This window comes from Achromobacter insolitus (assembly GCF_002209555.1).
GTDB classification, from domain to species: domain Bacteria; phylum Pseudomonadota; class Gammaproteobacteria; order Burkholderiales; family Burkholderiaceae_B; genus Achromobacter; species Achromobacter insolitus.
Map to the genome: position 1 here is coordinate 1 of NZ_NJIF01000006.1, position 22,979 is coordinate 22,979.

Annotated in this window: 26 protein-coding genes and 1 pseudogene; 18 read left to right on the forward strand and 9 right to left on the reverse strand. The window is 68.0% G+C overall.

Annotation, left to right across the window (positions count from 1 at the left end):
• Positions 1-491: pseudogene (locus tag CEY08_RS19215) on the reverse strand (NADP-dependent malic enzyme); the annotation flags it as partial.
• 107 nt (positions 492-598) lie between these two features.
• Between CEY08_RS19215 and CEY08_RS19220 the strand changes: the two are divergent.
• The 5 genes from CEY08_RS19220 to CEY08_RS19240 all read left to right on the forward strand — a co-directional run bounded on the left by CEY08_RS19220 (position 599) and on the right by CEY08_RS19240 (position 4,633).
• A complete protein-coding gene (locus CEY08_RS19220; protein ID WP_063640227.1) occupies positions 599-1,567 on the forward strand; it encodes a LysR substrate-binding domain-containing protein in 969 nt (322 codons plus the stop codon).
• Between the two features lie 159 nt (positions 1,568-1,726).
• Positions 1,727-2,224, forward strand: coding sequence for a hypothetical protein (locus CEY08_RS19225; RefSeq protein ID WP_376785090.1), 498 nt, complete (start codon positions 1,727-1,729; stop codon positions 2,222-2,224).
• Positions 2,221-2,715, forward strand: coding sequence for a hypothetical protein (locus CEY08_RS19230; RefSeq protein WP_082884547.1), 495 nt, complete (start codon positions 2,221-2,223; stop codon positions 2,713-2,715). The genes CEY08_RS19225 and CEY08_RS19230 overlap by 4 nt, the downstream gene beginning before the upstream one ends.
• A 76-nt stretch (positions 2,716-2,791) precedes the next feature.
• Positions 2,792-3,598 (forward strand): AraC family transcriptional regulator, encoded by an 807-nt coding sequence (locus tag CEY08_RS19235; protein ID WP_076815212.1) that lies wholly within the window; start codon positions 2,792-2,794, stop codon positions 3,596-3,598.
• A gap of 81 nt (positions 3,599-3,679) precedes the next feature.
• Complete coding sequence (locus CEY08_RS19240) at positions 3,680-4,633, forward strand: DMT family transporter (RefSeq protein ID WP_076815214.1); 954 nt, start codon at positions 3,680-3,682, stop codon at positions 4,631-4,633.
• Here CEY08_RS19240 and CEY08_RS19245 read toward each other — a convergent pair.
• Positions 4,620-5,102, reverse strand: coding sequence for a MarR family winged helix-turn-helix transcriptional regulator (locus CEY08_RS19245; RefSeq protein WP_042794906.1), 483 nt, complete (start codon positions 5,100-5,102; stop codon positions 4,620-4,622). The genes CEY08_RS19240 and CEY08_RS19245 overlap by 14 nt on opposite strands.
• Positions 5,103-5,232: 130 nt before the next feature.
• Here CEY08_RS19245 and CEY08_RS19250 point away from each other — a divergent pair, with 130 nt between their 5' ends.
• Positions 5,233-6,636 carry an MATE family efflux transporter gene (locus tag CEY08_RS19250; protein WP_076815216.1) on the forward strand — a complete coding sequence of 468 codons (1,404 nt, stop codon included), beginning with the start codon at positions 5,233-5,235 and terminating at the stop codon, positions 6,634-6,636.
• Positions 6,637-6,640: 4 nt separating this feature from the next.
• Here the strand turns inward: CEY08_RS19250 and CEY08_RS19255 are convergent, their stop codons facing one another.
• Positions 6,641-7,531: a LysR family transcriptional regulator gene (locus tag CEY08_RS19255; RefSeq protein ID WP_076815218.1), complete on the reverse strand. Its 891-nt coding sequence runs from the start codon at positions 7,529-7,531 to the stop codon at positions 6,641-6,643.
• A 123-nt stretch (positions 7,532-7,654) separates the two neighbouring features.
• Here CEY08_RS19255 and CEY08_RS19260 point away from each other — a divergent pair, with 123 nt between their 5' ends.
• Positions 7,655-8,068, forward strand: a complete 414-nt coding sequence (locus CEY08_RS19260; RefSeq protein WP_076815220.1) for a hypothetical protein — start codon at positions 7,655-7,657, stop codon at positions 8,066-8,068.
• Positions 8,065-8,835, forward strand: coding sequence for a sulfite exporter TauE/SafE family protein (locus CEY08_RS19265; RefSeq protein ID WP_088607762.1), 771 nt, complete (start codon positions 8,065-8,067; stop codon positions 8,833-8,835). The genes CEY08_RS19260 and CEY08_RS19265 overlap by 4 nt, the downstream gene beginning before the upstream one ends.
• 9 nt (positions 8,836-8,844) lie before the next feature.
• Here the strand turns inward: CEY08_RS19265 and CEY08_RS19270 are convergent, their stop codons facing one another.
• Together CEY08_RS19270 and CEY08_RS29995 are read right to left on the reverse strand one after the other, a co-directional pair.
• Positions 8,845-9,663, reverse strand: a complete 819-nt coding sequence (locus tag CEY08_RS19270) for an SDR family NAD(P)-dependent oxidoreductase (protein ID WP_076815222.1) — start codon at positions 9,661-9,663, stop codon at positions 8,845-8,847.
• 177 nt (positions 9,664-9,840) lie between these two features.
• On the reverse strand, positions 9,841-9,990 hold the full coding sequence (locus CEY08_RS29995; protein ID WP_164793141.1) for a hypothetical protein: 150 nt from the start codon (positions 9,988-9,990) through the stop codon (positions 9,841-9,843).
• Positions 9,991-10,236: 246 nt separating this feature from the next.
• Between CEY08_RS29995 and CEY08_RS19275 the strand changes: the two genes are divergently transcribed.
• Complete coding sequence (locus CEY08_RS19275) at positions 10,237-10,569, forward strand: hypothetical protein (RefSeq protein ID WP_063640219.1); 333 nt, start codon at positions 10,237-10,239, stop codon at positions 10,567-10,569.
• 22 nt (positions 10,570-10,591) lie between these two features.
• On the opposite strand, the gene CEY08_RS19280 is transcribed toward CEY08_RS19275, so the two are convergent.
• Together CEY08_RS19280 and CEY08_RS19285 are read right to left on the reverse strand one after the other, a co-directional pair.
• Positions 10,592-11,131 carry a GNAT family N-acetyltransferase gene (locus tag CEY08_RS19280; RefSeq protein WP_076815224.1) on the reverse strand — a complete coding sequence of 180 codons (540 nt, stop codon included), beginning with the start codon at positions 11,129-11,131 and terminating at the stop codon, positions 10,592-10,594.
• Between the two features lie 7 nt (positions 11,132-11,138).
• The gene (locus CEY08_RS19285) at positions 11,139-11,711 is read right to left on the reverse strand and encodes a helix-turn-helix domain-containing protein (RefSeq protein ID WP_076815226.1); all 573 of its coding nucleotides are present in this window, start codon (positions 11,709-11,711) and stop codon (positions 11,139-11,141) included.
• Between the two features lie 107 nt (positions 11,712-11,818).
• On the opposite strand from CEY08_RS19285, the gene CEY08_RS19290 reads away from it, so the two are divergent.
• The 6 genes from CEY08_RS19290 (at position 11,819) to CEY08_RS19315 (ending at position 17,169) form a co-directional block, all read left to right on the forward strand.
• Complete coding sequence (locus CEY08_RS19290; protein WP_088607763.1) at positions 11,819-13,363, forward strand: phospholipase D family protein; 1,545 nt, start codon at positions 11,819-11,821, stop codon at positions 13,361-13,363.
• A 6-nt stretch (positions 13,364-13,369) separates the two neighbouring features.
• Positions 13,370-14,038, forward strand: coding sequence for a DNA oxidative demethylase AlkB (gene alkB / locus CEY08_RS19295; RefSeq protein WP_042794912.1), 669 nt, complete (start codon positions 13,370-13,372; stop codon positions 14,036-14,038).
• A gap of 88 nt (positions 14,039-14,126) precedes the next feature.
• On the forward strand, positions 14,127-15,119 hold the full coding sequence (locus CEY08_RS19300; RefSeq protein WP_088607764.1) for a formylglycine-generating enzyme family protein: 993 nt from the start codon (positions 14,127-14,129) through the stop codon (positions 15,117-15,119).
• A complete protein-coding gene (locus tag CEY08_RS19305; protein WP_076815228.1) occupies positions 15,116-15,910 on the forward strand; it encodes an AraC family transcriptional regulator in 795 nt (264 codons plus the stop codon). Before CEY08_RS19300 ends, CEY08_RS19305 begins: the two co-directional genes overlap by 4 nt.
• Positions 15,911-16,009: 99 nt before the next feature.
• The gene (locus CEY08_RS19310) at positions 16,010-16,378 is read left to right on the forward strand and encodes a cupin domain-containing protein (RefSeq protein ID WP_042794914.1); all 369 of its coding nucleotides are present in this window, start codon (positions 16,010-16,012) and stop codon (positions 16,376-16,378) included.
• 44 nt (positions 16,379-16,422) lie between these two features.
• A complete protein-coding gene (locus CEY08_RS19315) occupies positions 16,423-17,169 on the forward strand; it encodes an SDR family oxidoreductase (RefSeq protein ID WP_063960273.1) in 747 nt (248 codons plus the stop codon).
• A 15-nt stretch (positions 17,170-17,184) separates the two neighbouring features.
• Here CEY08_RS19315 and CEY08_RS19320 read toward each other — a convergent pair whose 3' ends face one another.
• Entirely contained in the window at positions 17,185-17,703 is a 519-nt protein-coding gene (locus CEY08_RS19320) for an MgtC/SapB family protein (protein WP_042794916.1), read from the reverse strand.
• A 152-nt stretch (positions 17,704-17,855) separates the two neighbouring features.
• Between CEY08_RS19320 and CEY08_RS19325 the strand changes: the two genes are divergently transcribed.
• Positions 17,856-18,629, forward strand: a complete 774-nt coding sequence (locus CEY08_RS19325; RefSeq protein WP_063640214.1) for an SDR family oxidoreductase — start codon at positions 17,856-17,858, stop codon at positions 18,627-18,629.
• A 22-nt stretch (positions 18,630-18,651) separates the two neighbouring features.
• Here the strand turns inward: CEY08_RS19325 and CEY08_RS19330 are convergent, their stop codons facing one another.
• Positions 18,652-19,341: an HAD family hydrolase gene (locus tag CEY08_RS19330; protein WP_042794917.1), complete on the reverse strand. Its 690-nt coding sequence runs from the start codon at positions 19,339-19,341 to the stop codon at positions 18,652-18,654.
• 107 nt (positions 19,342-19,448) lie between these two features.
• On the opposite strand from CEY08_RS19330, the gene acnA reads away from it, so the two are divergent.
• Positions 19,449-22,079 (forward strand): aconitate hydratase AcnA, encoded by a 2,631-nt coding sequence (gene acnA / locus CEY08_RS19335; RefSeq protein WP_076815230.1) that lies wholly within the window; start codon positions 19,449-19,451, stop codon positions 22,077-22,079.
• Entirely contained in the window at positions 22,076-22,972 is an 897-nt protein-coding gene (locus CEY08_RS19340; RefSeq protein WP_076815232.1) for a GntR family transcriptional regulator, read from the forward strand. Before acnA ends, CEY08_RS19340 begins: the two co-directional genes overlap by 4 nt.
• Positions 22,973-22,979 lie beyond the last annotated feature (7 nt).

Below are 22,979 nucleotides of genomic sequence, written 5' to 3' on the forward strand. Positions count from 1 at the left end.
TGGTCGTCGTGGAAGACGGGGATCTTCATGCGTTCGCGCAGCTTGCGCTCGACGGTGAAGCATTCCGGCGCCTTGATGTCTTCGAGGTTGATGCCGCCGAAGGTGGCTTCCAGGCCGGCAATGATCTCGACCAGCTTGTCCGGGTCGGTCTCGTTGATTTCGATGTCGTACACGTCCAGGCCGGCGAACTTCTTGAACAGCACCGCCTTGCCTTCCATCACGGGCTTGGAAGCCAGCGCGCCGATGTTGCCCAGGCCCAGCACCGCGGTGCCGTTGGTGATCACGCCCACCAGGTTGCCGCGGCCGGTGTACCGGTACACATTGGCCGGATCGGCCACGATTTCTTCACAGGCTGCCGCCACCCCGGGCGAATACGCCAGGGCCAGGTCCCGCTGGTTGACCAGCGGCTTGGACGCCACGACGGAGATCTTCCCCGGGGTGGGGAACTCGTGATAGTCCAGTGCTGCCTGGCGGTCCGATTGCGTATTCATGGGGCAGAGCCTCCTAGTCTTGATATAGGAAAAATTCTAGGCTCCAATACATAATCAGATCATTCAACTTTAATATTGTTCCATAACCTTTATCTTATGCATTGCCTATGACAGCCTTTGATCCGGAACTCGTCATCCGGAAACTGACCTCGCGGCTGAAAATGCGCCATCTGGTCTTGCTGCTGCAGATCGAGCAGCACGGTTCGCTGACCCGGGTGGCCGAGCACATGGCCACCAGCCAGCCAGCCGTCACCAATGCCCTGGCGGAACTGGAAAGCATGTTCGACGTGCCCCTGTTCGAACGCTCGGTGCGCGGCATGACACCGACGCCCCTGGGCGCGGTGGTGCTGGCGCGGGCCCGCGCCCTGGTCCACGATCTGGGGCACTTGGTCCAGGAGATGGAAGCCGTCGCGGCCGGCCATGCAGCCCATCTGCACATCGGCGTCATTCCGTTCGTATCCGGGCAGATGCTGTCGTCCGCCATCGGGCGCACGCGGCCGGCGGGCCGCCGGATCACCGCCACCATCCACGAGGGCCAGGGGCCGGCGCTGCTACGCCAATTGCGCGACCATACGCTGGACATGGTGGTGGGCTGGGCCACGCCCTCGGTGGACATGGACAACCTGGGTTTCGAGGTGCTCTACCACCAACAGCCGCGCCTGATCGCCAGCCGCCGGCTGGCTGCCCGCCTGGGTCGCTCGCGGCTGGAATGGAACCGGCTGGCCGACCTGGACTGGATCCTGGGCACGCCCGACAGCCCGATCCGCGAACAGGTTTCCGAGATCTTCCTGCGCGCAGGCCTGGCGCCCCCGACGCCCTCGGTACAGAGCGACTCCTCCAAGCTGATCGGGGAAATGATCGTGGCCAGCGACCGCGCCGTCGCCATCCTGCCCGCCGACATCGCCGACGAACTGGTGCGCATTGCGGGAGCGGCCATCGTGCCGTATTCCTTTGACTGGACCCTCCCGCCTATCGCGCTGTTCACGCGCGCGGACGGACTGCGCCGCAACGTGGACGCCCTGTTCGCCGCCGCGCTGCGCGAGGCCTATACCAAAGGCGCGCGCCCGCCCGCCTGAACCGCGCCCGCGCCGGGAAAATTGCCAACAAATGCAAATGCGCTCGCTCTGCGGCCGCACGCCCTCCTATACTTCCCGCGCCAAGCAACAAGCAGGAGGGCACGCAGTTTGTTCACACTTCCGCCTATCAACCCGGGCCGCGGCGCGATCGCCCTCGTCATGTTCGCCGCGCTCGCCGGATTGTCCGGCTGCAATTCGCTGCTGAACGAAGGCACGGGCGCCGCGGCCGGTATCGCCGGCACCGCCATCGCCAACAAGGTCACGGACAACGCCACGGTGGCCACCGGCATCGGCCTAGGCGTGCAAGCCGGCGCCAAGGCCGCGCTGGCCTACGCGCAACGCAAGACCCGCGGCGAAGAGCAGGATGCCATTGCCATGGCCGCCGGCCCGCTGGCGGTAGGCAAGGTGGCCAACTGGCAAGTCAAGCACCAGTTGCCCATCGAAAGCGACGCCCGGGGCCAGGTCACCGTCAGCCGCCTGATCGGCGGGGTGAACCTGGAATGCAAGGAAGTGGTCTTCTCGATTGATACGCCCGCCGACAAGGCCGGCGCCGATCCCCAACGCGAGTTCTACGTCACCACCGTCTGCCGCGACGGCGAGCACTGGCGCTGGGCCAGCGCCGAACCCGCCACGGCCCGCTGGGGCTCGCTGCAGTGAGGCGCGCCGCGAGTCTGCTGGCGCTGGCCGCCTGCCTGGGCCTGGCCGGCTGCCAGAGTTCCTCGATCGGCGGGGCGACCGGCGCCGTCGTCGGCACGGTCAGCGGCGCCGCCACCGCCAATCCGGTAGCGGGCTATGCCATCGGCGTCACCGTGCAGGCCGCCGTGGACGCCACCGTGAAATACGTGCTGCGCGAATGGAAGAACGACCAGCAGAACGTCATGGCCAACGCCGCCGGCGCGCTGGCCGTCGGCGAGGTCCGCCAATGGGAAATCCGCCATGCGCTTCCAGTGGGCAACGAGCGCGGCAGCATCCAGGCAGTGCGCGACATCGCCACACCGCTGGCCCATTGCCGCGAAGTGCTGTTCACGGTGGAGCAGAAGGATGCCCCCGCGCCCGCCTACTCCAGCATGATCTGTCAGCAGCCGGGCGGCCAGTGGAAGTGGGCCGCGGCCGAACCCTCGGTCGCTCGGTGGAACGGGCTGCAGTAGCCTGAACGCCGACCCGCTTGATCCCCCCGGGATGCGCGGGCGATACTGCATGCAGGCCCCACCCCCATTCCCGCCCATGAATTCAGGCCAGTTCGTCATGCAACGCAGTGCGCTCGCCGGCGTGCAGGCCGTGGCCGCGCACAGCCGACATGCATTCGCGCGCCATACGCATGAGCAATTCGGCATAGGCGTAATGCGCCTGGGCGCCCAGGTCTCGCACAGCGGCCGCGGGCAGGTCGAGGCCGGCCCCGGCCACGTCATCACGGTAAACCCCGGCGAAGTGCATGACGGCGCCCCCATCGGCGATCACGGGCGCGCCTGGCAGATGCTGTACCTGGATCCCGAGGTCATTGCCCAGGCTGCGGCGGAACTGGACGCAGGCAGCCAGAGCTACGAATTCGAACATCCCGCGCAAGACCGCCCGGCGCTGGCGCGCGACGTCCTGGCGCTGTATGCCGAGGCCACCGCCGGCGCCGCGCCTCTGGCTTGCGAAGCGCTGCTGCTGCGCATCCTGGCCCAGGCGCGCGGCCGCGACGCGGCGCGCCTGCCCCCCCGCCCACGCGCCGCGCCCGACGCCATCCGCCACGCGCGCGCCCTGATCGACGATGACCCGGCCGCCTTGTTGTCGCTGGCCGACCTGGCCGCAGCCTGCGGGCTGAGCCGCTATCAGGTGCTGCGGGCCTTTGCCCGCGAAACCGGCCTCACGCCCCACGCGTACCAGATTCAGCGCCGGCTGCTGCTCGCCCGCAGCCTGATCCGCCGGGGCTCGTCCCTGGCCGACGCCGCCGCCACGGTCGGTTTCGCCGACCAGAGCCATATGACCCGCCTGTTCGTGCGCGCCTATGGCGTGTCGCCGCGCCGCTACGCGCTGGCCGCCGGCTGAGCGCTGCAATTTCGTTCAAGACCCGCCCCGGACCGGTCGCTTAGCCTGTGCGCCTTACTCCTATCGGGCGCGAATCGGGTCATGAACAATCGCATGCAGGGCTATTGCTATCTGGCGGCGGCCATGGTGCTGGTAGGCAGCACGGTGGCCGCCAGCAAGATCATCGGATCGGGCTTGCCGCCCTTCACCGCGACCGCCTTGCGCTTTGCCATTGCCCTGCCCTGCTTCATTCTGCTGATGGCATTCACCGGCGCGCGCCTGCCACGGCTGTGCTGGCGCGACTGGCTGCTGCTGGCGGCCCAGGCCACCGCCGGCAGCGTGGGCTACACCACGTTGCTGATCGCCGGCCTGCAACGCGCGTCGGCCGTCGATGGCGGCATCATCCTGGGCACCCTCCCGCTGGTTTCCGCCGCTATCGCCATCGTGCTGCTGGGCGAACGTCCGGCCAAGGCCACGCTGGCCGCCATTGCCGCAGCGGGCTTGGGCGTCTGGCTGATGATGCGCCATTCAGCCGATACGGGCGGCGCGCACTCGTTATCCGGCAATGCGCTGATCCTGGGCGCCGTGCTGTGCGAAGGGTTGTTCATCCTGCTCAATAAACGGCTGCGCCAGCCGGTGGCGCCGCTGGCCTTGTCCACGCTCATGACGGGTTTCGGCCTCGCGTTCTCGGCGTTGGCAAGCATGGCGGAAGCCCCCTGGAGCCTGTCCTTGCCCCTGCCGGCCCTGACGGCGGTGGCCTACTACGCGCTGGTGCCCACCGTGGGCGGCTTCCTGCTCTGGTACGCCGGCGCGGCCCGCGTGCAGGGCGCCGAGGCCGCTTTGTTCACCGCGCTGGCGCCGGTATCGGCCGTGGCGCTGGCCGCCGGACTGCTGGGTGAATCCTTGGCCTACGCGCAAGTGGCGGGCATGGCCTGCGTGCTTGGCGCAGTGATGACGCTGGCCTGGTCCGGCATTCGTACACGCAGCAGACAGGCCGCCGCCGCAGCGCAGGCTCGTCACGACGATGGAGCCCGCGCGGATCCTAGCCGCGGCTGAACGCCAGAGCGAATTCGTCGGAAAAGATATCGGCCAGAGAACGCCGTAGCGCGGCCGCCCGCTCGGGGCCGTAGGCCGACTCGAAGCGGCGCTGCGCCTCCTTCCACAACCGCCGGGACTCCGCCAGCTTGGCGCGGCCGGCATCCGTCAGGGCCACCCGCCGGCTGCGGCCATCCAGGGGATCGCGCGACATCTGCACGTAGCCATCGCGCTCCAGCGGCTTGAGGTTGTGCGCCAGCGCCGACCGGTCCAGCACCATGATCCGCGCCAGGTCCGTCATGGACGGCGTGCCTGCGCGCGCGATGTGCACCAGGATGGAATGCTGCGACACTTTCAGGCCGCAAGGCGCCAGCACCGTGTCGTACAACTGGGACACGCGCCGTGTCGCCTTGCGCAGCGCGGCGCCGTTGCAGACGAGCGGGTCGGGCGCAATGGAGGCGGCGGGGACGGAAGGCTGTTCGTCGGACATGACAGGCGCAATAAGTGTTGGGCGGCAAGGACTAAACGCTACCGCCGGGCCGGGTTCCAGTCTAGCCCAATCTTGACTTTTATTGGCATATGCACATAAATATCCGGACGCCATCCTCAGGCTTCCTGCCATGTCCGCGTCCCCGCCTCCCCGCCCCGCCAACGCGCGCCTGCACGCCATGCTCCATGCACCCATCGCGCCCACGCTGGCGCGGCTGGCATGGCCGAACATCCTGATGATGCTGGCGCAATCCTCCACCGGCTTGATCGAAACGTGGTTCCTGGCCCGCCTGGGCACGCCCGTGCTGGCGGGGGTCGCCCTGGTGGTGCCCGTGCTGATGCTGATGCAGAACATGTCGCAAGGCGCAATGGGCGGCGGCATCTCGGCTGCGGTGGCCCGGTCCCTGGGCGGCGGCCGACAACGCGAGGCCGACCAGCTGGTGCTGCATGCCGTGGTGCTCAATGGCTTATTGGGCCTGGGCTTTTGCGCGCTGTTGCTGCTTGGCGGTCCGCGCCTGTACCGAGCGCTGGGCGCGGAGGGCGAGGCGCTGGAGGCGGCGTTGGCCTATTCCGACGTCATCTTCGGCGGCATCGTCCTGATGTGGCTGATGAATGCGTTCGCCAGCGCCATCCGCGGCACCGGCAACATGCTCGTGCCCGGCGCCGTGATCTGCGGCGGCGCCCTGCTGCTGATCCCGCTATCGCCCTGCCTGATCTTCGGCTGGGGGCCGTTTCCCGCCTTGGGCGTGGCCGGAGGCGGCTGGGCGCTGGTCATCTATTACGCCCTGGGCACGCTGATCCTGGGGCTGTACTGCGCCAGCGGGCGCAACGCGGCGCGGCTGGTGCCCAGCCGCCTGTATCCGGGCCTGATGCGCAACATACTCAGCGTGGGCGCGCTGGCCACCATCAACCCGCTCTTGACCAACGCCCTGGTGGCCCTGACGGCAGCGCTGGTTGGCGCATACGCCGGCACGGCCGCGGTCGCCGGCTATGGCATCGCGGTCCGCCTGGAATACCTGCTGATGCCCATTGCCTTCGGACTCGGCGCGCCCATGGTGGCGATGGTGGGATCCAACATCGGCGCGGGCCAGCCCGAACGCGCGCTGCGCATCGCCTTGACCGGAGGCGCCATGGCCTTTGTGCTGGCCGAGACCATCGGACTGGCGGCGGCGTTCTTCCCCGAGGCCTGGCTGCGCCTGTTCGGCGCGCAGGACCATATGCTGGAAGCCGGCGCCAGCTACCTGCGCACCGTCGGCCCGGTCTACGGCTTCTTCGCCCTGGGCTTCTCGATGTACTTCGCTTCACAAGGCGCGGGCCGCCTGAAATGGCCGCTGATCGCGGGTTTTCTGCGCTTGCTGCTCGCCATCGGCGCCGGCGCCATCGCCTTGCGCCTGACGGGATCGTTGAGCCTGTTCTTCGCGATTGCGGCCGTGGCGATGTGCGTCTATGGCCTGGTCATCCTGGGCGCCATCGCTTCAGGCTCCTGGTTCGATCGCGCGCCTTTGCGCAAGCGCGGGCTGTTCGCGCGCCCCTAGCGCGCTATGGCGCCGGGGCGTCGCGCAGGGCGTACGCCACCAGCTCGGCCGCGTAGGCCGGCAGGGTGTCGCGCACGCACAGCACCAGGTCGCGCGCGGCCCAGTCATCGGCCAGGGCTACACGCCGCACGCCCGCCGTCCGGCCATAACGCGCCGCAGCCACGCGCGGCACGATGCCTATGCCTACTCCCTGCCCCACCATCCGGCACACGGCGTCGAAGCTGCGCAGCCGCACGCGGTACGACAAGGCCTTGCCGCCTCGGCGCGCGTGATGCGCAATGTGTTCCTGCAAGGCGCTGCCCTCGACCAGCCCGACAAATTCCTGGTCGGCCACATCAGCCAGCAGCACCGACGGGCGTCCGGCCAGCGCGTGGTCCGGCGGCACGATCAGCGTCAGCGGGTCATGGCGAAAGGTCTGCGTGCTGAGGCCGTGCAGGTCGGCGGAATCCGCCAGCACGCCGATGTCGCAGGTGCCCGCGCGCAACGCGTCGGCAATCTCATGGCTCAGGCGTTCCTCCAGGTCCACTGAGACGCGGGGATGGTCCTTGAGAAAGGCGCCCAACACCGGCGGCAGGTATTCACTCAACGCCGTGGTGTTGCACAGCACACGCACATGCCCCTTCAATCCCTGCCCGTAGTGGTCCAGTTCACCGCGCATGCGGTCCATCTGCGCCAGCACCACGCGCGCGTGGTGCGCCAGCGTGCGGCCCGCCGGCGTAGGCTCGACCCCGCGCGGCTCACGCAGCAGCAGCGGCACGCCCAGCGTGTCCTCCATGCCGCGTATGCGTTCGCTGGCCGAGGCCAGCGTCATATGGGAACGCCTGGCCCCAGCCGTGATGGAGCCGGTTTCCTGCACATTGAGGAACAGCCGCAAATCGGTGAGATCGAATCGCATGCCCCAAGCGTAGCACGCGGACCCTCAGGCCCAACCATAGGGTCGCTATGCAATTTCCCGATATGCGCTTCACTTCCGGGGAAGGACAATGAACCCCGAGCACCTATTTTCCGGGGAAAATCCATGAAAACCTTGAATCCGCGCTCCGCGCTGGCGCACCGGTCCGCCCTGGCTCTGCTGGCGTTGGCCTTGCATGGCTCAGGCATGGCCGAAGCCAGCAGCCTGGACCCGCACACAACGCCGGCACAGAAATACGCGCTTGCGTTGGAGGCCCAGACCGTGGGCGACTACGCCGCCATGGCGCAATGGCTGCGCGCAGCCGCAAGCGACGGCCACGCCGCCGCGCAGCGCATGCTGGGAATTGCGCTGCTCGGCGGACCGGCGTTGTACGGGGAATCGGTGCGCGCCGACCTGTGCGAAGGGCGACGGTGGCTATTGCTGGCCGCCCGCCAGGACGGCGCCGCTACGGACGACGTAGCCTATGCCCTGTTCGGCCGGCCCCGCACGGGCCTCACCGCCCACTGCGAGCCAGCATGAGTTTTCCTGATCTGCTTCCCGGCGGCACGCCAGCGTTGATCGCGATCACCCTATCCGTGTTCATACTGGCCGGCGTGGTCAAAGGCGTCGTGGGCCTGGGCTTGCCCACCATCTCGATGGCCATGCTGGCGCTGGTCATGGCTCCGGCCCAGGCCGCGGCGCTGTTGATCGTGCCCTCCCTGATCACCAATCTCTGGCAGGCCCGGCCGTGGCCCACGCTGCCGCGAGTCTTGCGCCGCATCGGCGCCATGCAGGCGGGTGTCTGCGCAGGCACCATAGGCGGCGCGCTGTGGCTGGGGCCGCCTTCGGGCCAGTGGGCAAGCGTGTGCCTGGGCCTGGCACTGGTGGCCTATGCCGCCTGGGGCCTGTTCGGCTCGCCCCCCAGCGCGCCGCAACGTCACGCAGGACTGACGGGTCTGGCGGTCGGAGTCGTCACCGGCCTCATCACGGCCGCGACGGGGGTGTTCGTGATTCCCGCCGTGCCCTATCTGCAAGCCCTGAACCTGGGCAAGGACGGCCTGATCCAAGCGATGGGCATTTCGTTCACGGTGTCCACCGTGGCGCTGGCCGTGGGCCTCGCCATCAACGGGAGCTACTCGCCCGAGGCGGCCGGCGCATCCGTGCTGATGCTGTTGCCCGCGCTGGCCGGCATGGCGCTGGGCACCTGGTTGCGCGGCAGGATGTCGCCGCAGGTATTCAAGCGCTGCTTCATGGTGAGCCTGGCGCTGCTGGGCGCCTATCAGGCCGCCCAGGGCTGGACAGCCTGATACCGGCAATCAAGCGGCCAAACGCCTTTCGTCCACGAAGCCGATCGACACGGACATCTCGCGCCAGCGCGCCAACTCCTGCTGCACCGACTGGATCTTGGCGCGGGCCTGATCGAAGGCATCGCGTCCCAGGAACAGGTGCAGGGGCGCGTACTGCGCTTGCGCCGCGTTGATCAGCGCTCGCGCCACCTTGGCGGGGTCGCCATCCGAGTCGCGCGCCGGTGCATTGCGCGCCGCCTGTTCGGGCGCGTCGCCCCCTCCCGCGGCCGCATGCATCGCGCCCGGATACACCAGCGACACCCGGATGCCGAAAGGCTCGGTCTCCGCCGCCAGCGCTTCGGTCAGGCCGCTGACCGCAAACTTGGCTGCGCTGTAGGCGCCCCAATCGACGCGGCCGCCATCGAATCCGAGAATGGACGAGATGTTGAACACATGCCCGCTGCGCTGCGCGCGCATGTGCGGCAACACAGCGCGGATCACGTTCAGCGTGGCGAACACATTAATGTCGAAAGTGCTGCGCAAGTCTGCATCCGGCAAGCTGTCCAGTGCGCCCCGCAACCCATGGCCCGCGTTGTTCACCACCACGTCCAGCCCGCCGAAAGCCGCAACCGTGGCGTCCACGGCGCGCCGCAGTTTGCGCTCGTCCGCCAGATCCACCGTCAGGGGCAGGAACTGGCCTTCCAGCTTGGCTCCTACCGCGTCCAGCAGCGCATCGCCGTCCTGCGACGTCGCCGCCACCTTGTGGCCCAAGTCCAGCAGCATCTTCACCAAGACCAGGCCCAGCCCTGAGGATGCGTCCGTCACAAACCAGATTTTTTCGGTATTCATGCGATTCCTTCCCTTGCGTGCGCTGCCGCCTACGCGCCCGGCAGCGTGGCGGGGGCGGCGCGTCCGCCATGGACGCACCGCCTCGACCTCGGAAGAGATGGTAAGAATCGCAAGCCGGCGCGTACAGGCTCGTTCTTGCGTGAAACCTGCCTATTCCTGCAACGCTGTGTTCCGCGCTCAGCCCAGCGCGCTGCGGTAGTGCTCGCTATCGAAGGCGGGCGCGCTCGCGGTCCGCGGCGCGGCCGGCTGCTCCACCGCCGTGCCAGGCGTTTCCACGCCGAAGAGCGAGAGTTCCGCGTTGACGAGTGCCAGGATGAAATTTGCCATGATGATTCCTTGGATATTGCGTCCGGACCCGCGCGGGCCGCGCAGGTCTTATAGAGGACATGGCTGCCATGGTGCGGGCCTGGGCGCGCGCCGTCCATTTGCTTTGTTCAATGGCGGCGATTGATGGCATGCAAGCCTGGAGGCGCCCAAGGCGGGAATGACGGATAATTCGGATGTTTTCCGCGACACTGCGGGAAGCGGCACTGTTTTTTTGGGCCTTGCGCCCGCCCGCATTCGGAGTCAGTCATGCATCGCGGTATCGAGGCGATCGAAAAATTCATGGAATCCGTCGGCCTGGCCTGGCACCCCGGCTCGACCGAACGCGCCGAGCTGAAAGTCAGCTACCGCATCGGCAACACCCGTCCGCTGGGCATCGACCGCACGTTGGTCGAGTTCCATTGCGACCCCAAGCGCGCCAAGGTCTGGGTGCCGGAATTCTCGCGCACCAGCTTCCACCAATGGTTCGAAGTGCCCTACCAGGAATTCGAGTTCACGCCTGGCGGCTCGATGCTCAAGATCAAGGCCCCGGCGCGGGGCAATGCTCCACCCTACACCGTGGGCATCAAGCCGCTGGCCTGACCCGGCCGCCGTCTGGCGGCGCCTACGACAGCTGCTTGTACATGATGGTGGTTCCGTCCAGCTTGGCGGCGTCATGCGGATCGCGGCTGAATCCCGGTATCACTCCCACCGTCTGGTAGCCCTGGGACGCGTACAGCGGCTCGGCGCTATCACCTGTGCGCGTGTCCAGCGTGAGCAGGCTGCGGCCCTGGCGCCGCGCCATGGATTCCGCCTCCGCCAACAAGGCGCGCGCAATGCCGCGGCGGCGGAAATCCGGATGCACCAGCAACTTGCGCACTTCGGCGCGGTGCGGCTGATTGGGCGGTGTATCCCAATCCAGCTGCACCGATCCCGCCACGCGTCCGTCCTGCCGCGCCACCCACAGCGCCGCCTTGCCCCCGGCGACCGCCGGCAGCACCTTGGCGCGCCAGAAAGCCTGCGCGTCCTCGGAGGAGTACGGCAGCACGAAGCTGACGCTGGCGCCACCCTGCACACAGGCACGCAGCAGTTCGGCCAAATCGGGCACGAGGGCGTCGGCGGACTGCGCCGACAGCAGTATCAATTCGGGATTCGGATAGGACATGGCGGGCTCAGACAATAAAGAGCAGATAGCGGGCGCCGCAATGCGGCGGGGTTGAGAATTCGCTGGCGCCGAACAGCTGGTAGCGCAGGCAGTCGCCCTGCGACAGGCTGTGCGCCTGCCCGTCGACGGTGATGGCCAGTTCGCCTTCCAGCATCAGCAGGTGATGTTCCAGTCCCGGCCGGGGCGAGCGCTCGTATGCGATGCGCGCGCCGGGCGCCAATTCGCACGCCAGCACCTCGCCCGCCAATTGCTGCGCGGGCGGGGACACCGAGCGGCGGCGAAAGCCGGCGCTGCCGTCGACCCACACGGTTTGCGCCTGCTGGGGCACCAGCGGCACGAAGTCATCCTCGACCATGAGCATCAGGCGCGACATGGTCAGGCCGTAGGCAGAGCACAGCTTGCCCAGGGCGCTGGCGGTGGGACTGACTTCCGCGTTTTCCAGGCGGGACAAGGTGGCGCGGCTGAGGCCCGCGCGAGCGGCCAACTCGTCCAGGGACCAATTGCGTTCCTGGCGCAACGCCTTGAGCCGCCCTGCGATGCGGCGGTCCAGATCAGCTTCGGATATCGGGCTGTTTTCCATATAAGAGAATTTCTCTCAAATACGGAAAACCGTCAAGATCATTGTGAGTAGGCGCATTGGACAGGGCCAAATCGAGCCCGCGCCCCGATTTCGGCACAATACGGGTCATGCACCTGGCCAAACCCCTGATGATGACCACTCTTTGCCTGAGCCTGCTGAGCGGCTGCGGCTTGCCGCCGCTGGACAACCGCAGCGTATCCCGCGCCCTGACGCCCGAGGCATCGCAAGATACCGCCCTGGGCCGGGCCATCGCGCCGCTGGCAGCCGGGCATCCCGGCAAGTCCGGCATCCATCCCCTGCCCGACGCCTATGATGCCTTCGCCGCCCGCATGCTGCTGGCGCGCGCCGCCCAGCGCAGCCTGGACGTGCAGTACTACATCTGGCACAAGGACATGACGGGCACCATGTTGCTGGAGGCGCTGCACGAAGCCGCCGACCGCGGCGTGCGCGTGCGGCTGCTGCTGGACGACAACGGCACCTCCGGACTGGACGAAGAACTGTCCGCGCTGGACGCGCACCCGAACATCGAGGTGCGGCTGTACAACCCCTTCGTATTGCGCTGGCCCAAGCCGCTGGGCTACGTGACGGACTTCCGCCGGCTCAATCGCCGCATGCACAATAAGTCCTTCACGGCCGATAACCAGGCCACCATCATCGGCGGCCGCAACATCGGCGACGAATACTTCGGCGCGGCCAGCGGCGTGCTGTTCACCGACCTGGACGTGCTGTCCATCGGCGCCGTCGTCAACGATGTATCGGTGGATTTCGACCGGTATTGGGCGAGCGACTCGGCCTATCCGGTGGACCGGCTGCTGAAAAAAACCGACCCGGGCGAACTGGACGAGCTGGAACAGGCCGCGGCGCGGGTCGAGCGATCTCCGGAAGCCGCCGCTTATGCCGAAGCCATGCGCAAGCTGCCCTTCATCCAGCAACTGTTGCGCGGCGAACTGACGCTGGAATGGGCCGATACGCGCATGGTCAGCGACGATCCGCGCAAAACACTGGGCACCGCGCCGCCCGAAGCAATGCTGCCGCATCAGCTGCATGAAATCCTGGGCACGCCCACCACCGATCTCGAACTGGTGTCGCCCTATTTCGTGCCCACCGCCGTCGGCACTGAGTCCTTCGGCCAAATGGCGCGTAGCGGCGTCAAGGTCAAGGTCCTCACCAATGCGCTCGAAGCGACGGACGTCGCCGTGGTGCATTCCGGCTACGCCAAGCGCCGCAAGGACCTGCTGGCCAGCGGCGTGGAACTCTACGAAATGAAGCGCATGGGCGCCGAAGTCGAACGCAACAAGAGCATGGGCCCCTTTGGCAGCTCGGGCTCGAGCCTGCACGCCAAGACCTTCGCCGTCGACGGCAGGCGCATCTTCGTCGGTTCCTTCAACTTCGACCCGCGCTCGGCCAAGCTCAACACCGAGCTGGGCTTCGTCATAGACAGCCCCACGCTGGCGCGCCACATCGCCGACGCCTTCGACAAGGACATCCCCAGATCCGCCTACCGCGTCTGCCTGGACGACAAGGGCCAGCTCTATTGGCTGGAACAGCGCAACGGCGACACCATACGGCACGACACCGAGCCCGGCACCACCGTGTGGCAACGCCTGTCGGTCTGGTTCGTGTCGCTGCTGCCGCTGGAACCGCTGCTGTAGGCTGGCATGACTACCAACCTGGACCTGTTTGGCGAAGACGGCGACGACGGCGCCGTACAAGGCGGACGCGTCGTGCTCGGTCCGCAATCCTTGGTGCTGCGCGGCTTTGCCCTGCCCATGATGGACGCGCTGCTCGCCGGAGTCGATGCGGTGGCCGCGCAGGCGCCCTTCCGGCACATGGAAACCCCCGGCGGCTACACCATGTCAGTGGCGCTGACCAATTGCGGGCAGCTGGGCTGGACCAGCGATGCGCGCGGCTACCGCTATACGCGCACCGATCCGCTCTCCGGCCAACCCTGGCCCGCCATGCCCCCGGCCTTCATGCTGCTGGCGCAGGCCGCCGCGGCCGAGGCCGGCTTTCCCGGCTTCGAGCCGGACGCCTGCCTGGTCAACCGCTATGAGCCAGGCTCGCGCCTGTCGCTGCACCAGGACAGGAACGAACGCGACTACGGCGCGCCCATCGTCTCCGTATCGCTGGGCATGCCCGCCATGTTCCTCTTCGGCGGCGAGCAGCGCGCGGACAAGGCCAGCCGCACACCGCTGTTCCATGGCGACGTGGTCGTGTGGGGCGGGGTCGACCGGCTGCGCTACCACGGCATCATGCCAATCAAGGATCTGCCGCATCCGCGGCTGGGCAGCCAGCGTATCAACTTCACCATCCGCCGCGCCGGCTGAGCGCGGCATGAGGGTTCCCCGCGTCTGGCCGGGCGCAAGCGACGGCTCTACTATTGCGCACCCCTCATGCTCCGCCTACCGGATTCCCATGCGCACACGCACCGCCCTGGCTTTGCTCTGCACCCTCGTATCGGCGCCTTCCTGGTCGGATGAACCGCCCGCCCTGATCGAAAATTCACTCGGCATGACCTTTGTCCGCGTGCCGGCCGGCAGCTTCCAGATGGGCAGCGACGAGACGCCCGAGGCGCTGGCGCGCGACTATCCGCTCTACCCGCCGGACCGCTACGCCCAGCTATCCGATGAAGCGCCAGTGCATACGGTGCGCATCACCCGCCCGTTCTACCTGGAACGCACCGAGGTCACCGTGGGCCAGTTCCGCCGCTTCATCGAGGCGTCCGGCTACGTGCCGGAGTCGGAGGCCGACGGCACGGGCGGCTATGGCTACAACCCGCAGTACGACCCCGACAAATCCGAGCGCGGCGATGCCTTCGAAGGCCGTGACCGCCGCTACTCCTGGCGCAATCCGGGCTTCGCGCAAGGCGACGACCATCCCGTGGTCAACATCAGCTGGAACGACGCCACGGCGCTGGCGCGCTGGCTGACCCAGACCGAAGGCAAGGTCTACCGCCTGCCCACCGAGGCAGAATGGGAATACGCCTGCCGCGCCGGCACACGCACCCGCTACCAGAATGGCGACGATCCCGCCGCCATGCCCGACGTCGGCAACGGCTTCGACGCCGACGCCGCGCCGCTCTGGCCCAAATGGCAGGCGCATGCCTCCGCCCGCGCCGACGGCCATGCCTTCACCGCCCCGGTCGCCAGCTACGCGCCCAATGCCTTCGGCCTGTACGACATGCACGGCAATGCCTGGGAGTGGGTCTCGGACTGGTATGGCGAGGACTACTACGCGCATTCCCCTGTGGATGACCCCCAGGGCCCCGCCAGCGGCAACGTGCGCGTGCGGCGCGGCGGCTCCTGGCATACCTGGGCGCTCTACACGCGGGCCTCCTACCGCAACTGGAACACCCAGGAAACGCGCTATCCTCTGGTGGGACTGAGGCTGCTGCGGGAGGCCGATTGAAACAAGACTGGATACTGCGCGCCGCGCCCTCGGGCCAGCTGGAGCGCATCGAGGCCTATTTCGGGGGCTCCGGCTATGGCATGCACCGCCACGACACCTACGCCATCGGCCGCACGCTGTCGGGCGTGCAGAGCTTCCACTACCGCCGCGGACTGCGTCACAGTTTGCCCGGCGGCACCATCGTGCTGCATCCCGACGAAGCCCACGACGGCCAGGCAGGGACAGAGGCCGGTTTCCACTACCGCATGATCTACGTCGAGCCGGCACTCATCCAGCAGATCCTGGGCGGACGGCCGCTGCCGTTCATCCCGGGCGGCATCTCGGCCGATCCGCGCCTGTACGCAGCCAGCGCCAGCCTGCTGCGGGACACGCATGATCCGATCGACCCGCTGCAGGAAGACGACGCGCTGTACGAGCTGAGCCATGCCCTGTGCGCCGCGGCCGGTGGCAAGCCCGGGCGCCGCAGCGCCGACTACGCCGCCGCCGAGCGCGCCCGCCAGTACATCCACGCCTCCCTCGAACAGTCCATCACCCTGGACCAGCTGTCAGCGGCCGCGGGCAAGGACCGCTGGAGCCTGTCGCGCGACTTCCGCGCGCTGTTCGGCACCAGCCCCTATCGCTACGTGATGCTGCGCCGCCTCGACGAGGCGCGGCGCCTGATTGCCGCCGGCATGCCGCTGGCGCAAGCGGCCGCCGCGTCGGGCTTCACCGACCAGAGCCACCTGACGCGCCGCCATGCCCAGACCTACGGCATGGCGCCCGACCGCTGGCGCCGGATGCTGCGCCGCTGAGCCGCCAGCCCCCACGCGCAAGGCTGCACGATCGTACAAGACGACGCCCGCCCGGCCTTCTATCCTAGGGTCTGCTCAACCCCGCCCGCAGGCCTCCCCATGCCCGATATCCTTCCCATCAACTTCGCCGAAAAACTGGCGCTGTTTTCCGAACAATGGATGCCCAAAGTCGTCGCGGAGATGAACGACTACCAGTTCAAGCTGGTGAAAATACAGGGCGAATTCGTGTGGCACAGCCACGCCGACACCGACGAAACCTTCATCGTCATCGAGGGCCATCTGCGCATCGAACTGCGCGAGGGCCACATCGACCTGGGCCCCGGCGAAATGGCCGTGGTCCCCAAGGGCGTGGAGCACAAGCCCTGTGCGCCCAAGGAAGTCAAAATGCTGTTGATCGAGCCGCGCGGCGTACGCAACACCGGCGACCAGGGCGGCGATCGCAGCGCCCCCAATGACGTCTGGATCTGAGTCCGCCGCCATCTGCTAAGGTGTAAGCCCATCAGGAGCAAACCATGTCCAAGATCATGCTCGTCACCGGCGGCGGCCGCGGCATCGGCGCCGCCGTCGCCAAGCTGGCTGCCCGCCGCGGCTACGCGGTGGGCGTCAACTACCATTCCAACGCCGACGCCGCGCGCGCGGTGGTCGAGGAAATCGTGCGAGGCGGCGGCCGCGCCGTCGCGCTGCAGGCCGACGTCTCGCAAGAGGACCAGGTGCTGCGCATGTATGGCGAACTGGACCAACAGCTGGGCCGCATCGATGCGCTGGTCAACAACGCCGGCATCCTGGAGCAGCAGATGCGCGTGGACCAGATGAGCGCCGACCGCCTGCTGCGCGTGCTGTCCACCAATGTGATCGGCGCCTTCCTGTGCGCCCGCGAAGCCGTGCGCCGCATGTCGACGCGGCATGGAGGCCAGGGCGGCGCCATCGTCAACGTGTCGTCCGCGGCGGCTCGCCTGGGCTCGCCCAACGAGTACGTGGACTACGCCGCATCCAAGGGCGCCATGGACACGATGACCATCGGCCTGTCCAAGGAAGTCGCGCCCGAAGGCATCCGCGTCAACGGCGTGCGTCCCGGCACCATCTACACCGATATGCACGCCAGCGGCGGCGAGCCAGGCCGCGTCGACCGCCTGAAGGGCGTTATCCCGCTGCGCCGCGGCGGCACGGTGGAGGAAGTGGCGGGCGCCGTCATGTGGCTGTTCTCGGACGAAGCCGGCTACACCAGCGGCTCCTTCATCGAGGTGTCCGGCGGCAATTGAGACGCCGCGCCGGACTTATTTGTTGTCGGTGGCAATGACGCTGGCCTCCTTTCTGGCGGCAATGCGCGCCTCGACGCGCCGCAGCACCGCCAGCACGAATAGCGCCATCACCGTGCTGACCACGGCCGTCGCTTCGCGCCCCATGCCCGCCGCCACGCCAATCGCGGCCGTCATCCAGATGCCGGCCGACGTCGTCAGCCCGCGGATCTCGCGCTCGTCGCTCAACTTGATGATGGCGCCCGCGCCCAGAAAACCGATGCCGGCGATCACGCCCTGCAGCACCCGGCTCAGGTCGCCGACCTCCATGCCGCCCTGCAGCGGCACCAGCACGAAGATCGCGGCCCCCAGCGCCACCAGCATGTGGGTACGCAGGCCTGCGTCCTTGCCGCTGCGTTCGCGCTCGTAGCCCAGCATGCCGCCCAGCAGCATGGCCATGCCCAGGCGGAGCACGATGCGGGTCGCCTCCCCGACATCCGGAATGTCGGCGAATTCGCTGCGCACCGTGGACCAGATTTCCAGCCAGATTTCCGTCATCGCCGGCTCCTCGTGGGAAAGAGTCGGGCCAGCATAGCAGGCGCCACGACGCTGCCGCCATGCTGCGCACGCACTGGCACATGTAGGCACAACTGGTTTACAACCGAGCTGGCGTCACGCGGCGTCGCGGACGAAACTGACCGGAGGGTTTCATGGATTTGCAGCTAGGCGGTAAACGCGTGCTCATCACGGGCGCATCCAAGGGCATCGGCCTGGCATGCGCCCTCGCCTTCGCCCGCGAAGGCGCCGAACCGATACTGGTGGCCCGTGACGACGCGGCGCTCGGCGCGGCGGCCCAGGCGATCCGCGAACAGACCGGTAAGCAGGCGCGAGCCGTCACGCTGGACCTGGCGCAGGCCGGCGCCGCCCAACGCCTTGCCCAGGAAGCGGGCGACATAGACATCCTGGTCAACAACGCCGGCGCAGTGCCCGGCGGCGCCCTGGACCAGGTGCAGGACGAGCGTTGGCGCGCCGGCTGGGAACTGAAGGTCCACGGCTACATCGATCTGGCCCGCCTCTATTACCCGCGCATGCGCGACGCCGGAGCGGGCGTGATCGCCAATATCATCGGCATGGCGGGCTCCGCCCCGCGCGCCGACTACATCTGTGGGGCGGCGGCCAATGCATCGCTCATCGCCTTCACGCGCGCGCTGGGCGGGGATGCTCCGCGCCACGGCGTGCGGGTCTTTGGGGTGAACCCCTCGCGCACCCGCACCGACCGCGTGCTGACGCTGGCCAAACAGCGGGCTCAGGCGCGCTGGGGAGATGAAAACCGCTGGCAGGAAACGCTGTCGGACCTGCCTTTCGGCCGGCTGATGGAACCCGGCGAAGTGGCGGACATGATCGTGTTCGGCGCGTCCCCGCGCGCGGGCTACCTAAGCGGCACGGTGATCGATCTGGACGGCGGCGAACAGTACGCGCGCTGAGCGGGAGCCAGCGCGCCCGGACCTAGGCCGCCGCCCGCCAAGCCGCCAGCAACCCCGGCAGCGCGTTCATGTCGGTGAACACGTGGGCCACGCCCACGTTGCGCAAAGCCTCGGCGCCGCTATGGCCGTTGGCGTCCGGGCTGTAACCGAATACCGTGGCGCCAGCGGCCACCCCGGCCGTGGCGCCCGTCACCGTGTCTTCCACGATGGCACACCGCCTGGGATCGACACCCAGCGCCTGCGCGGCCGCCAGGTACACATCCGGGTAGGGCTTGCTGCGCGGCATTTCATGGCCGCTGAAGACCCGCTCGCGGAAGCAGTCGGCAATACCGACCTTGGCCAGCTGCAGTTCCACCTTGCGGCGGTCGGCTCCCGAGGCAACGGCAATGCGGCCGTCCAAGGCCACATGCAGGGCCCGCACCGCATCCGGCGCGCCGGGAATCTCGACCAGGTCCCTGTCCAGTGCCTCGTTGCGGCGTTGGCGGAACTGGTCGAACCACTCCGGCGTGATCGTGGCGCCCGTGCGGGACTCGATCAGCGGCAGTTCGTCCCTGACGGCTTTGCCCGTGAAGATCTGCATGGTTTCCGCATGCGTGATGCCCCAGCCCAGTTCATTGAGCATCTCGGTCAGCACACGGCTGGTGATGGGTTCGGAGTCGACCAGGACGCCATCGCAGTCGAACAGCACGGCATCGAAGGGAAAATCAGTCATTGCAGAGGGCTTTGGGGTGTCGAGGAAGCCGGTAAGCATACTTGAAGCAGCGTCCGTGCCCTTCGCTTATATTGCATTTTAAATATTCAAAATGCAAAATAAGCGGCATGACCATTTCCGCCACGCCCCGCCACGCCGCCTTCACCCTTGATGGCATCCGTTACACCTATCTGGACCTGCCCGGCATGTACGGGGCGGAATACTTCCGGCTGCCGGTAGTGCTGCGGCTGCTGCTGGAAAACGCGCTGCGCAACATGCGGGACGCGGAGCGCGACGCGGCGGCCACGGCGTTGTTCGGGTGGCTGGAGCGCGGCACCAGCGAAGCGGAAATCGCCTTCCTGCCCGGACGGGTACTGATGCATGACACGACCAGCACCCCCGCGCTGGTCGATATCGCCGGAATGCGCGATGCCTTGGCCGAGGCCGGCGTGGACCCCACGGCGCTGAACCCGGTGCTGCCGGTGGACGTGTCGGTCGACCATTCGCTGGCCGTGCAATCCTATGCCCGCCCGGACGCCGCGGCGCTGAACCTGGACCTCGACCTGCAGCGCAACGCGGAGCGCTACCGGTTCCTGCGCTGGGCCTCCAAGGCCTTGTCCAACGTGCGCATCCATCCGCCGGGCACGGGCATCATGCACACCATCAACCTGGAACAATTGGCCACCGTGGTCTGCGGACAGGAGGGCACCGATGGCGTCACGCTGCATCCGGACATGATGATAGGCACCGACAGCCATACGCCCATGGTCAACGGCATCGGTGTGCTGGGCTGGGGCGTGGGCGGGCTGGAAGCCCAGACGGTGATGTTCGGCATGCCCACCCTGCTGCGCATTCCCGATGTGATCGGCGTGCGCCTGACCGGCGCATTGGCGGCCGGGGTCAGCGCCACCGACCTGGCGCTGACCGTCACCCAGCGCCTGCGCGAGATCCAGGTTTCCGGAGAATTCGTGGAGTTCTTCGGTCCGGGCGTGGCCACGCTGCCGGCGGGCAGCCGCTGCGTGGTCGCCAATATGGCGCCGGAATATGGCGCTACCACGGGCTATTTTCCTATCGACACGGAAACGCTGGCCTATCTGCGCCAGACGGGCCGGCCCGAGTCGCTGATCGCACAGGTGCAGGCCTACGCCGAACGCGTCGGCATCGCCTTCGATCCAGCCGCCGAACCGCGCTATAGCCGCGTCATCGACATCGCGCTGGATCAGGTGCAGATGCATGTAGCCGGGCCCCGTCGGCCGCAAGACCTGCATCCCTATGGCCATACCAAAGCGATCCTGGCAGGACTGGCGGACGCGCCAGCGGCTTTCGCCGGCGCCTTGCCTCGCTACGCGGTCGCGATTGCCGCCATCACCAGCTGTACCAACACAACGGACCCACGTCTGCTGACAGCGGCCGGCCTGCTGGCGCGCAAGGCGCGCCATGCCGGCCTGCGCGTGCCCGCCTGGGTCAAGACCTCGCTGGCGCCGGGATCGCCGGCGGCCGCGGCCTATCTGGCGCGCGCCGGCCTGCTGGAAGACCTGTCCGCCGTGGGCTTCGACATCGTGGGCTACGGCTGCACCACTTGCATCGGCAATTCCGGGCCCCTGCCCGACGCCGTGCGCGAGGCGATGGCGGCCGGCGCGGTCCACCCGGTAGCGGTGCTGTCCGGCAACCGCAACTTCGCCGGCCGCATACACCCGGACCTGGACCTGGGCTTCCTGATGTCCCCAGCGCTTGTCATCGCCTTCGCGCTGGCGGGCGATGCCGAACGCGACCTCAGCCGCGACCCCGTGCAGACCGCGCCCGATGGCCGCCCCATCCGCTTGCGCGACTTGTGGCCCGGCGACGCCGAGATCGAGGCCGCGCTGGCGGCGGGCCAGCAGCCCGCCGACTACCGCGCGGCGTTCCAATCGGCCAGCGCCAACCCGGCATGGCACGCCCTGGACTCGCCGGACTCGCCGTGCTTTCCCTGGAACCCGGCCTCCACCGCGTTACGCCGCCCGCCGTTTGCGCGCACCGAAGAGGCCAGCCAATTGGGCCGCTACACCGCGCATCCCCTGCTGGTGCTGGGCGATGACGTGACGACCGATCATCTGTCTCCCGCCAGCGCCATTCCGCCGGACAGCCTCATCGCCGACTTCCTGGTGGAGCGCGGCGACGACCGCAACGACCTGAACGTCTTCGCGTCGCGCCGCGGCAACTGGCAGGTGATGCTGCGCGCAGCCTTCTACAGCAAGAGCCTTGTCAATCTGCTCTGCCCCGGCGCGCCGGTGGGCCACACGCTGCACGCCCCAAGCGGCCGGGTGGAGCCGATCTGGGAGGCCGCCGGCCGTTACGCCCGGGCCGGCCAGCCCGTGGTGCTGGTCGCAGGCGAACGCTATGGCGCGGGATCCTCCCGCGACTGGGCGGCCAAGGGCCAACGCCTGCTCGGCATCCGGGCGGTGCTCGCGGTGAGCTTCGAACGGATCCACCGCTCCAACCTGATCGGCATGGGCGTCCTGCCCCTGCGCCTGCCTGCCGGCGTCACGCCGGCCACGCTGCGGATCCGCCCGGGCGACCAGATCGAGATAGACGCCCAGGCCGCCGCCCTATCGCCGCGCATGCCCGTGGCGGTGCGCATCCTGCGCGCCCATGGCGCCGTCGAGACGCTGCAGGCTACCGCCGCGGTTGAAACCCGGCTGGAAGTCAGGCTGCTGCGCATGGGCGGCGTCATTCCCGCTATCCTCACGGACACTCTCCATTCCGCCGTCCGCAACACATGAGCGTCCACACCAATACCGTCGCCAGAATCCTGACGCTGATCGAGGAAGACCGCCTCTGCGCGGGCGCGCACCTGACCGCGCAGAAAATCGCGGACCGGCTGCGCCTGTCGCGTTCGCCGGTGAACGACGCGCTGGGTATCCTGGAGCAACGCGGCATCGTCTCGCGCAAACCCAACCGCGGCTATTTCCTGGAACGGGACCACGACACGCTGGCGGATCTGCGCGAGAACCTCGCACCGCCTTCCGTGGACGACATCGTCACGCACAGCTACTTCAAGCTGGCCGATGAACTGCTGCGGGGGGCACTCCCCATGCAGTGCAGCGAGGCCCTGCTGCGCGCGCGCTATGGCCTGTCGACGGCACAGACCCAGGCCTTGCTCGCTCGCATCGCGCAAGAAGGCTGGGCGGAGCGCCGGCCCGGCTACGGCTGGGAATTCTCTTCCATGCTGACCACGCCCGACAGCCTGCTGCAATCCTATCGCCTGCGCTTGGCGCTGGAACCCGCAGCGCTGTTGGAACCCGGCTTCCGCATCGAAAAACACGTGCTGGCGCGTTGCCGCGCCGCCGAAAAACACCTGCTGGACGGCGGCATCCGTACCGACACCGCCGACCAGTTGCATGAGCGCGGCGTGCGCTTTCATGAGTCTCTGGTGGAAGCCTCGGGCAATCCATTCTTCATCGACGCCATCAAACGCGTGAACCGGGTGCGCCGGCTGCTGTCGTACCGCTCCATGCAGGACCGCCGCCGCTACAAACAGCATTGCGACCAGCACCTGGCCATCCTGGATCTGCTGGAACACGAGCGCAACGAGGAAGCCGCCGCCGCGCTGGCGGACCACCTGCGCAGCACCCTGGACAATCTGGCGCGGATCAGCGGGCTGCTGGCCTCCTAGTTCAGCA

Bases quoted from the DNA above. Each gene is read 5' to 3' on its own strand.
- CEY08_RS19240 (WP_076815214.1), top strand. From the start codon at position 3,680: ATGAACAATCGCATGCAGGGCTATTGCTATCTGGCGGCGGCCATGGTG.
- CEY08_RS19235 (WP_076815212.1), top strand. From the start codon at position 2,792: ATGAATTCAGGCCAGTTCGTCATGCAACGCAGTGCGCTCGCCGGCGTG.
- CEY08_RS19255 (WP_076815218.1), bottom strand. From the start codon at position 7,531: ATGCGATTCGATCTCACCGATTTGCGGCTGTTCCTCAATGTGCAGGAA.
- CEY08_RS19340 (WP_076815232.1), top strand. From the start codon at position 22,076: ATGAGCGTCCACACCAATACCGTCGCCAGAATCCTGACGCTGATCGAG.
- alkB (WP_042794912.1), top strand. From the start codon at position 13,370: ATGACTACCAACCTGGACCTGTTTGGCGAAGACGGCGACGACGGCGCC.
- CEY08_RS19315 (WP_063960273.1), top strand. From the start codon at position 16,423: ATGTCCAAGATCATGCTCGTCACCGGCGGCGGCCGCGGCATCGGCGCC.
- CEY08_RS19220 (WP_063640227.1), top strand. From the start codon at position 599: ATGACAGCCTTTGATCCGGAACTCGTCATCCGGAAACTGACCTCGCGG.
- CEY08_RS19290 (WP_088607763.1), top strand. From the start codon at position 11,819: ATGCACCTGGCCAAACCCCTGATGATGACCACTCTTTGCCTGAGCCTG.
- CEY08_RS19325 (WP_063640214.1), top strand. From the start codon at position 17,856: ATGGATTTGCAGCTAGGCGGTAAACGCGTGCTCATCACGGGCGCATCC.
- CEY08_RS19320 (WP_042794916.1), bottom strand. From the start codon at position 17,703: ATGACGGAAATCTGGCTGGAAATCTGGTCCACGGTGCGCAGCGAATTC.
- CEY08_RS19245 (WP_042794906.1), bottom strand. From the start codon at position 5,102: ATGTCCGACGAACAGCCTTCCGTCCCCGCCGCCTCCATTGCGCCCGAC.
- CEY08_RS19250 (WP_076815216.1), top strand. From the start codon at position 5,233: ATGTCCGCGTCCCCGCCTCCCCGCCCCGCCAACGCGCGCCTGCACGCC.
- CEY08_RS29995 (WP_164793141.1), bottom strand. From the start codon at position 9,990: ATGGCAAATTTCATCCTGGCACTCGTCAACGCGGAACTCTCGCTCTTC.
- CEY08_RS19300 (WP_088607764.1), top strand. From the start codon at position 14,127: ATGCGCACACGCACCGCCCTGGCTTTGCTCTGCACCCTCGTATCGGCG.
- CEY08_RS19270 (WP_076815222.1), bottom strand. From the start codon at position 9,663: ATGAATACCGAAAAAATCTGGTTTGTGACGGACGCATCCTCAGGGCTG.
- CEY08_RS19265 (WP_088607762.1), top strand. From the start codon at position 8,065: ATGAGTTTTCCTGATCTGCTTCCCGGCGGCACGCCAGCGTTGATCGCG.
- CEY08_RS19330 (WP_042794917.1), bottom strand. From the start codon at position 19,341: ATGACTGATTTTCCCTTCGATGCCGTGCTGTTCGACTGCGATGGCGTC.
- CEY08_RS19310 (WP_042794914.1), top strand. From the start codon at position 16,010: ATGCCCGATATCCTTCCCATCAACTTCGCCGAAAAACTGGCGCTGTTT.
- CEY08_RS19225 (WP_376785090.1), top strand. From the start codon at position 1,727: ATGTTCGCCGCGCTCGCCGGATTGTCCGGCTGCAATTCGCTGCTGAAC.
- CEY08_RS19275 (WP_063640219.1), top strand. From the start codon at position 10,237: ATGCATCGCGGTATCGAGGCGATCGAAAAATTCATGGAATCCGTCGGC.
- acnA (WP_076815230.1), top strand. From the start codon at position 19,449: ATGACCATTTCCGCCACGCCCCGCCACGCCGCCTTCACCCTTGATGGC.
- CEY08_RS19285 (WP_076815226.1), bottom strand. From the start codon at position 11,711: ATGGAAAACAGCCCGATATCCGAAGCTGATCTGGACCGCCGCATCGCA.
- CEY08_RS19280 (WP_076815224.1), bottom strand. From the start codon at position 11,131: ATGTCCTATCCGAATCCCGAATTGATACTGCTGTCGGCGCAGTCCGCC.
- CEY08_RS19260 (WP_076815220.1), top strand. From the start codon at position 7,655: ATGAAAACCTTGAATCCGCGCTCCGCGCTGGCGCACCGGTCCGCCCTG.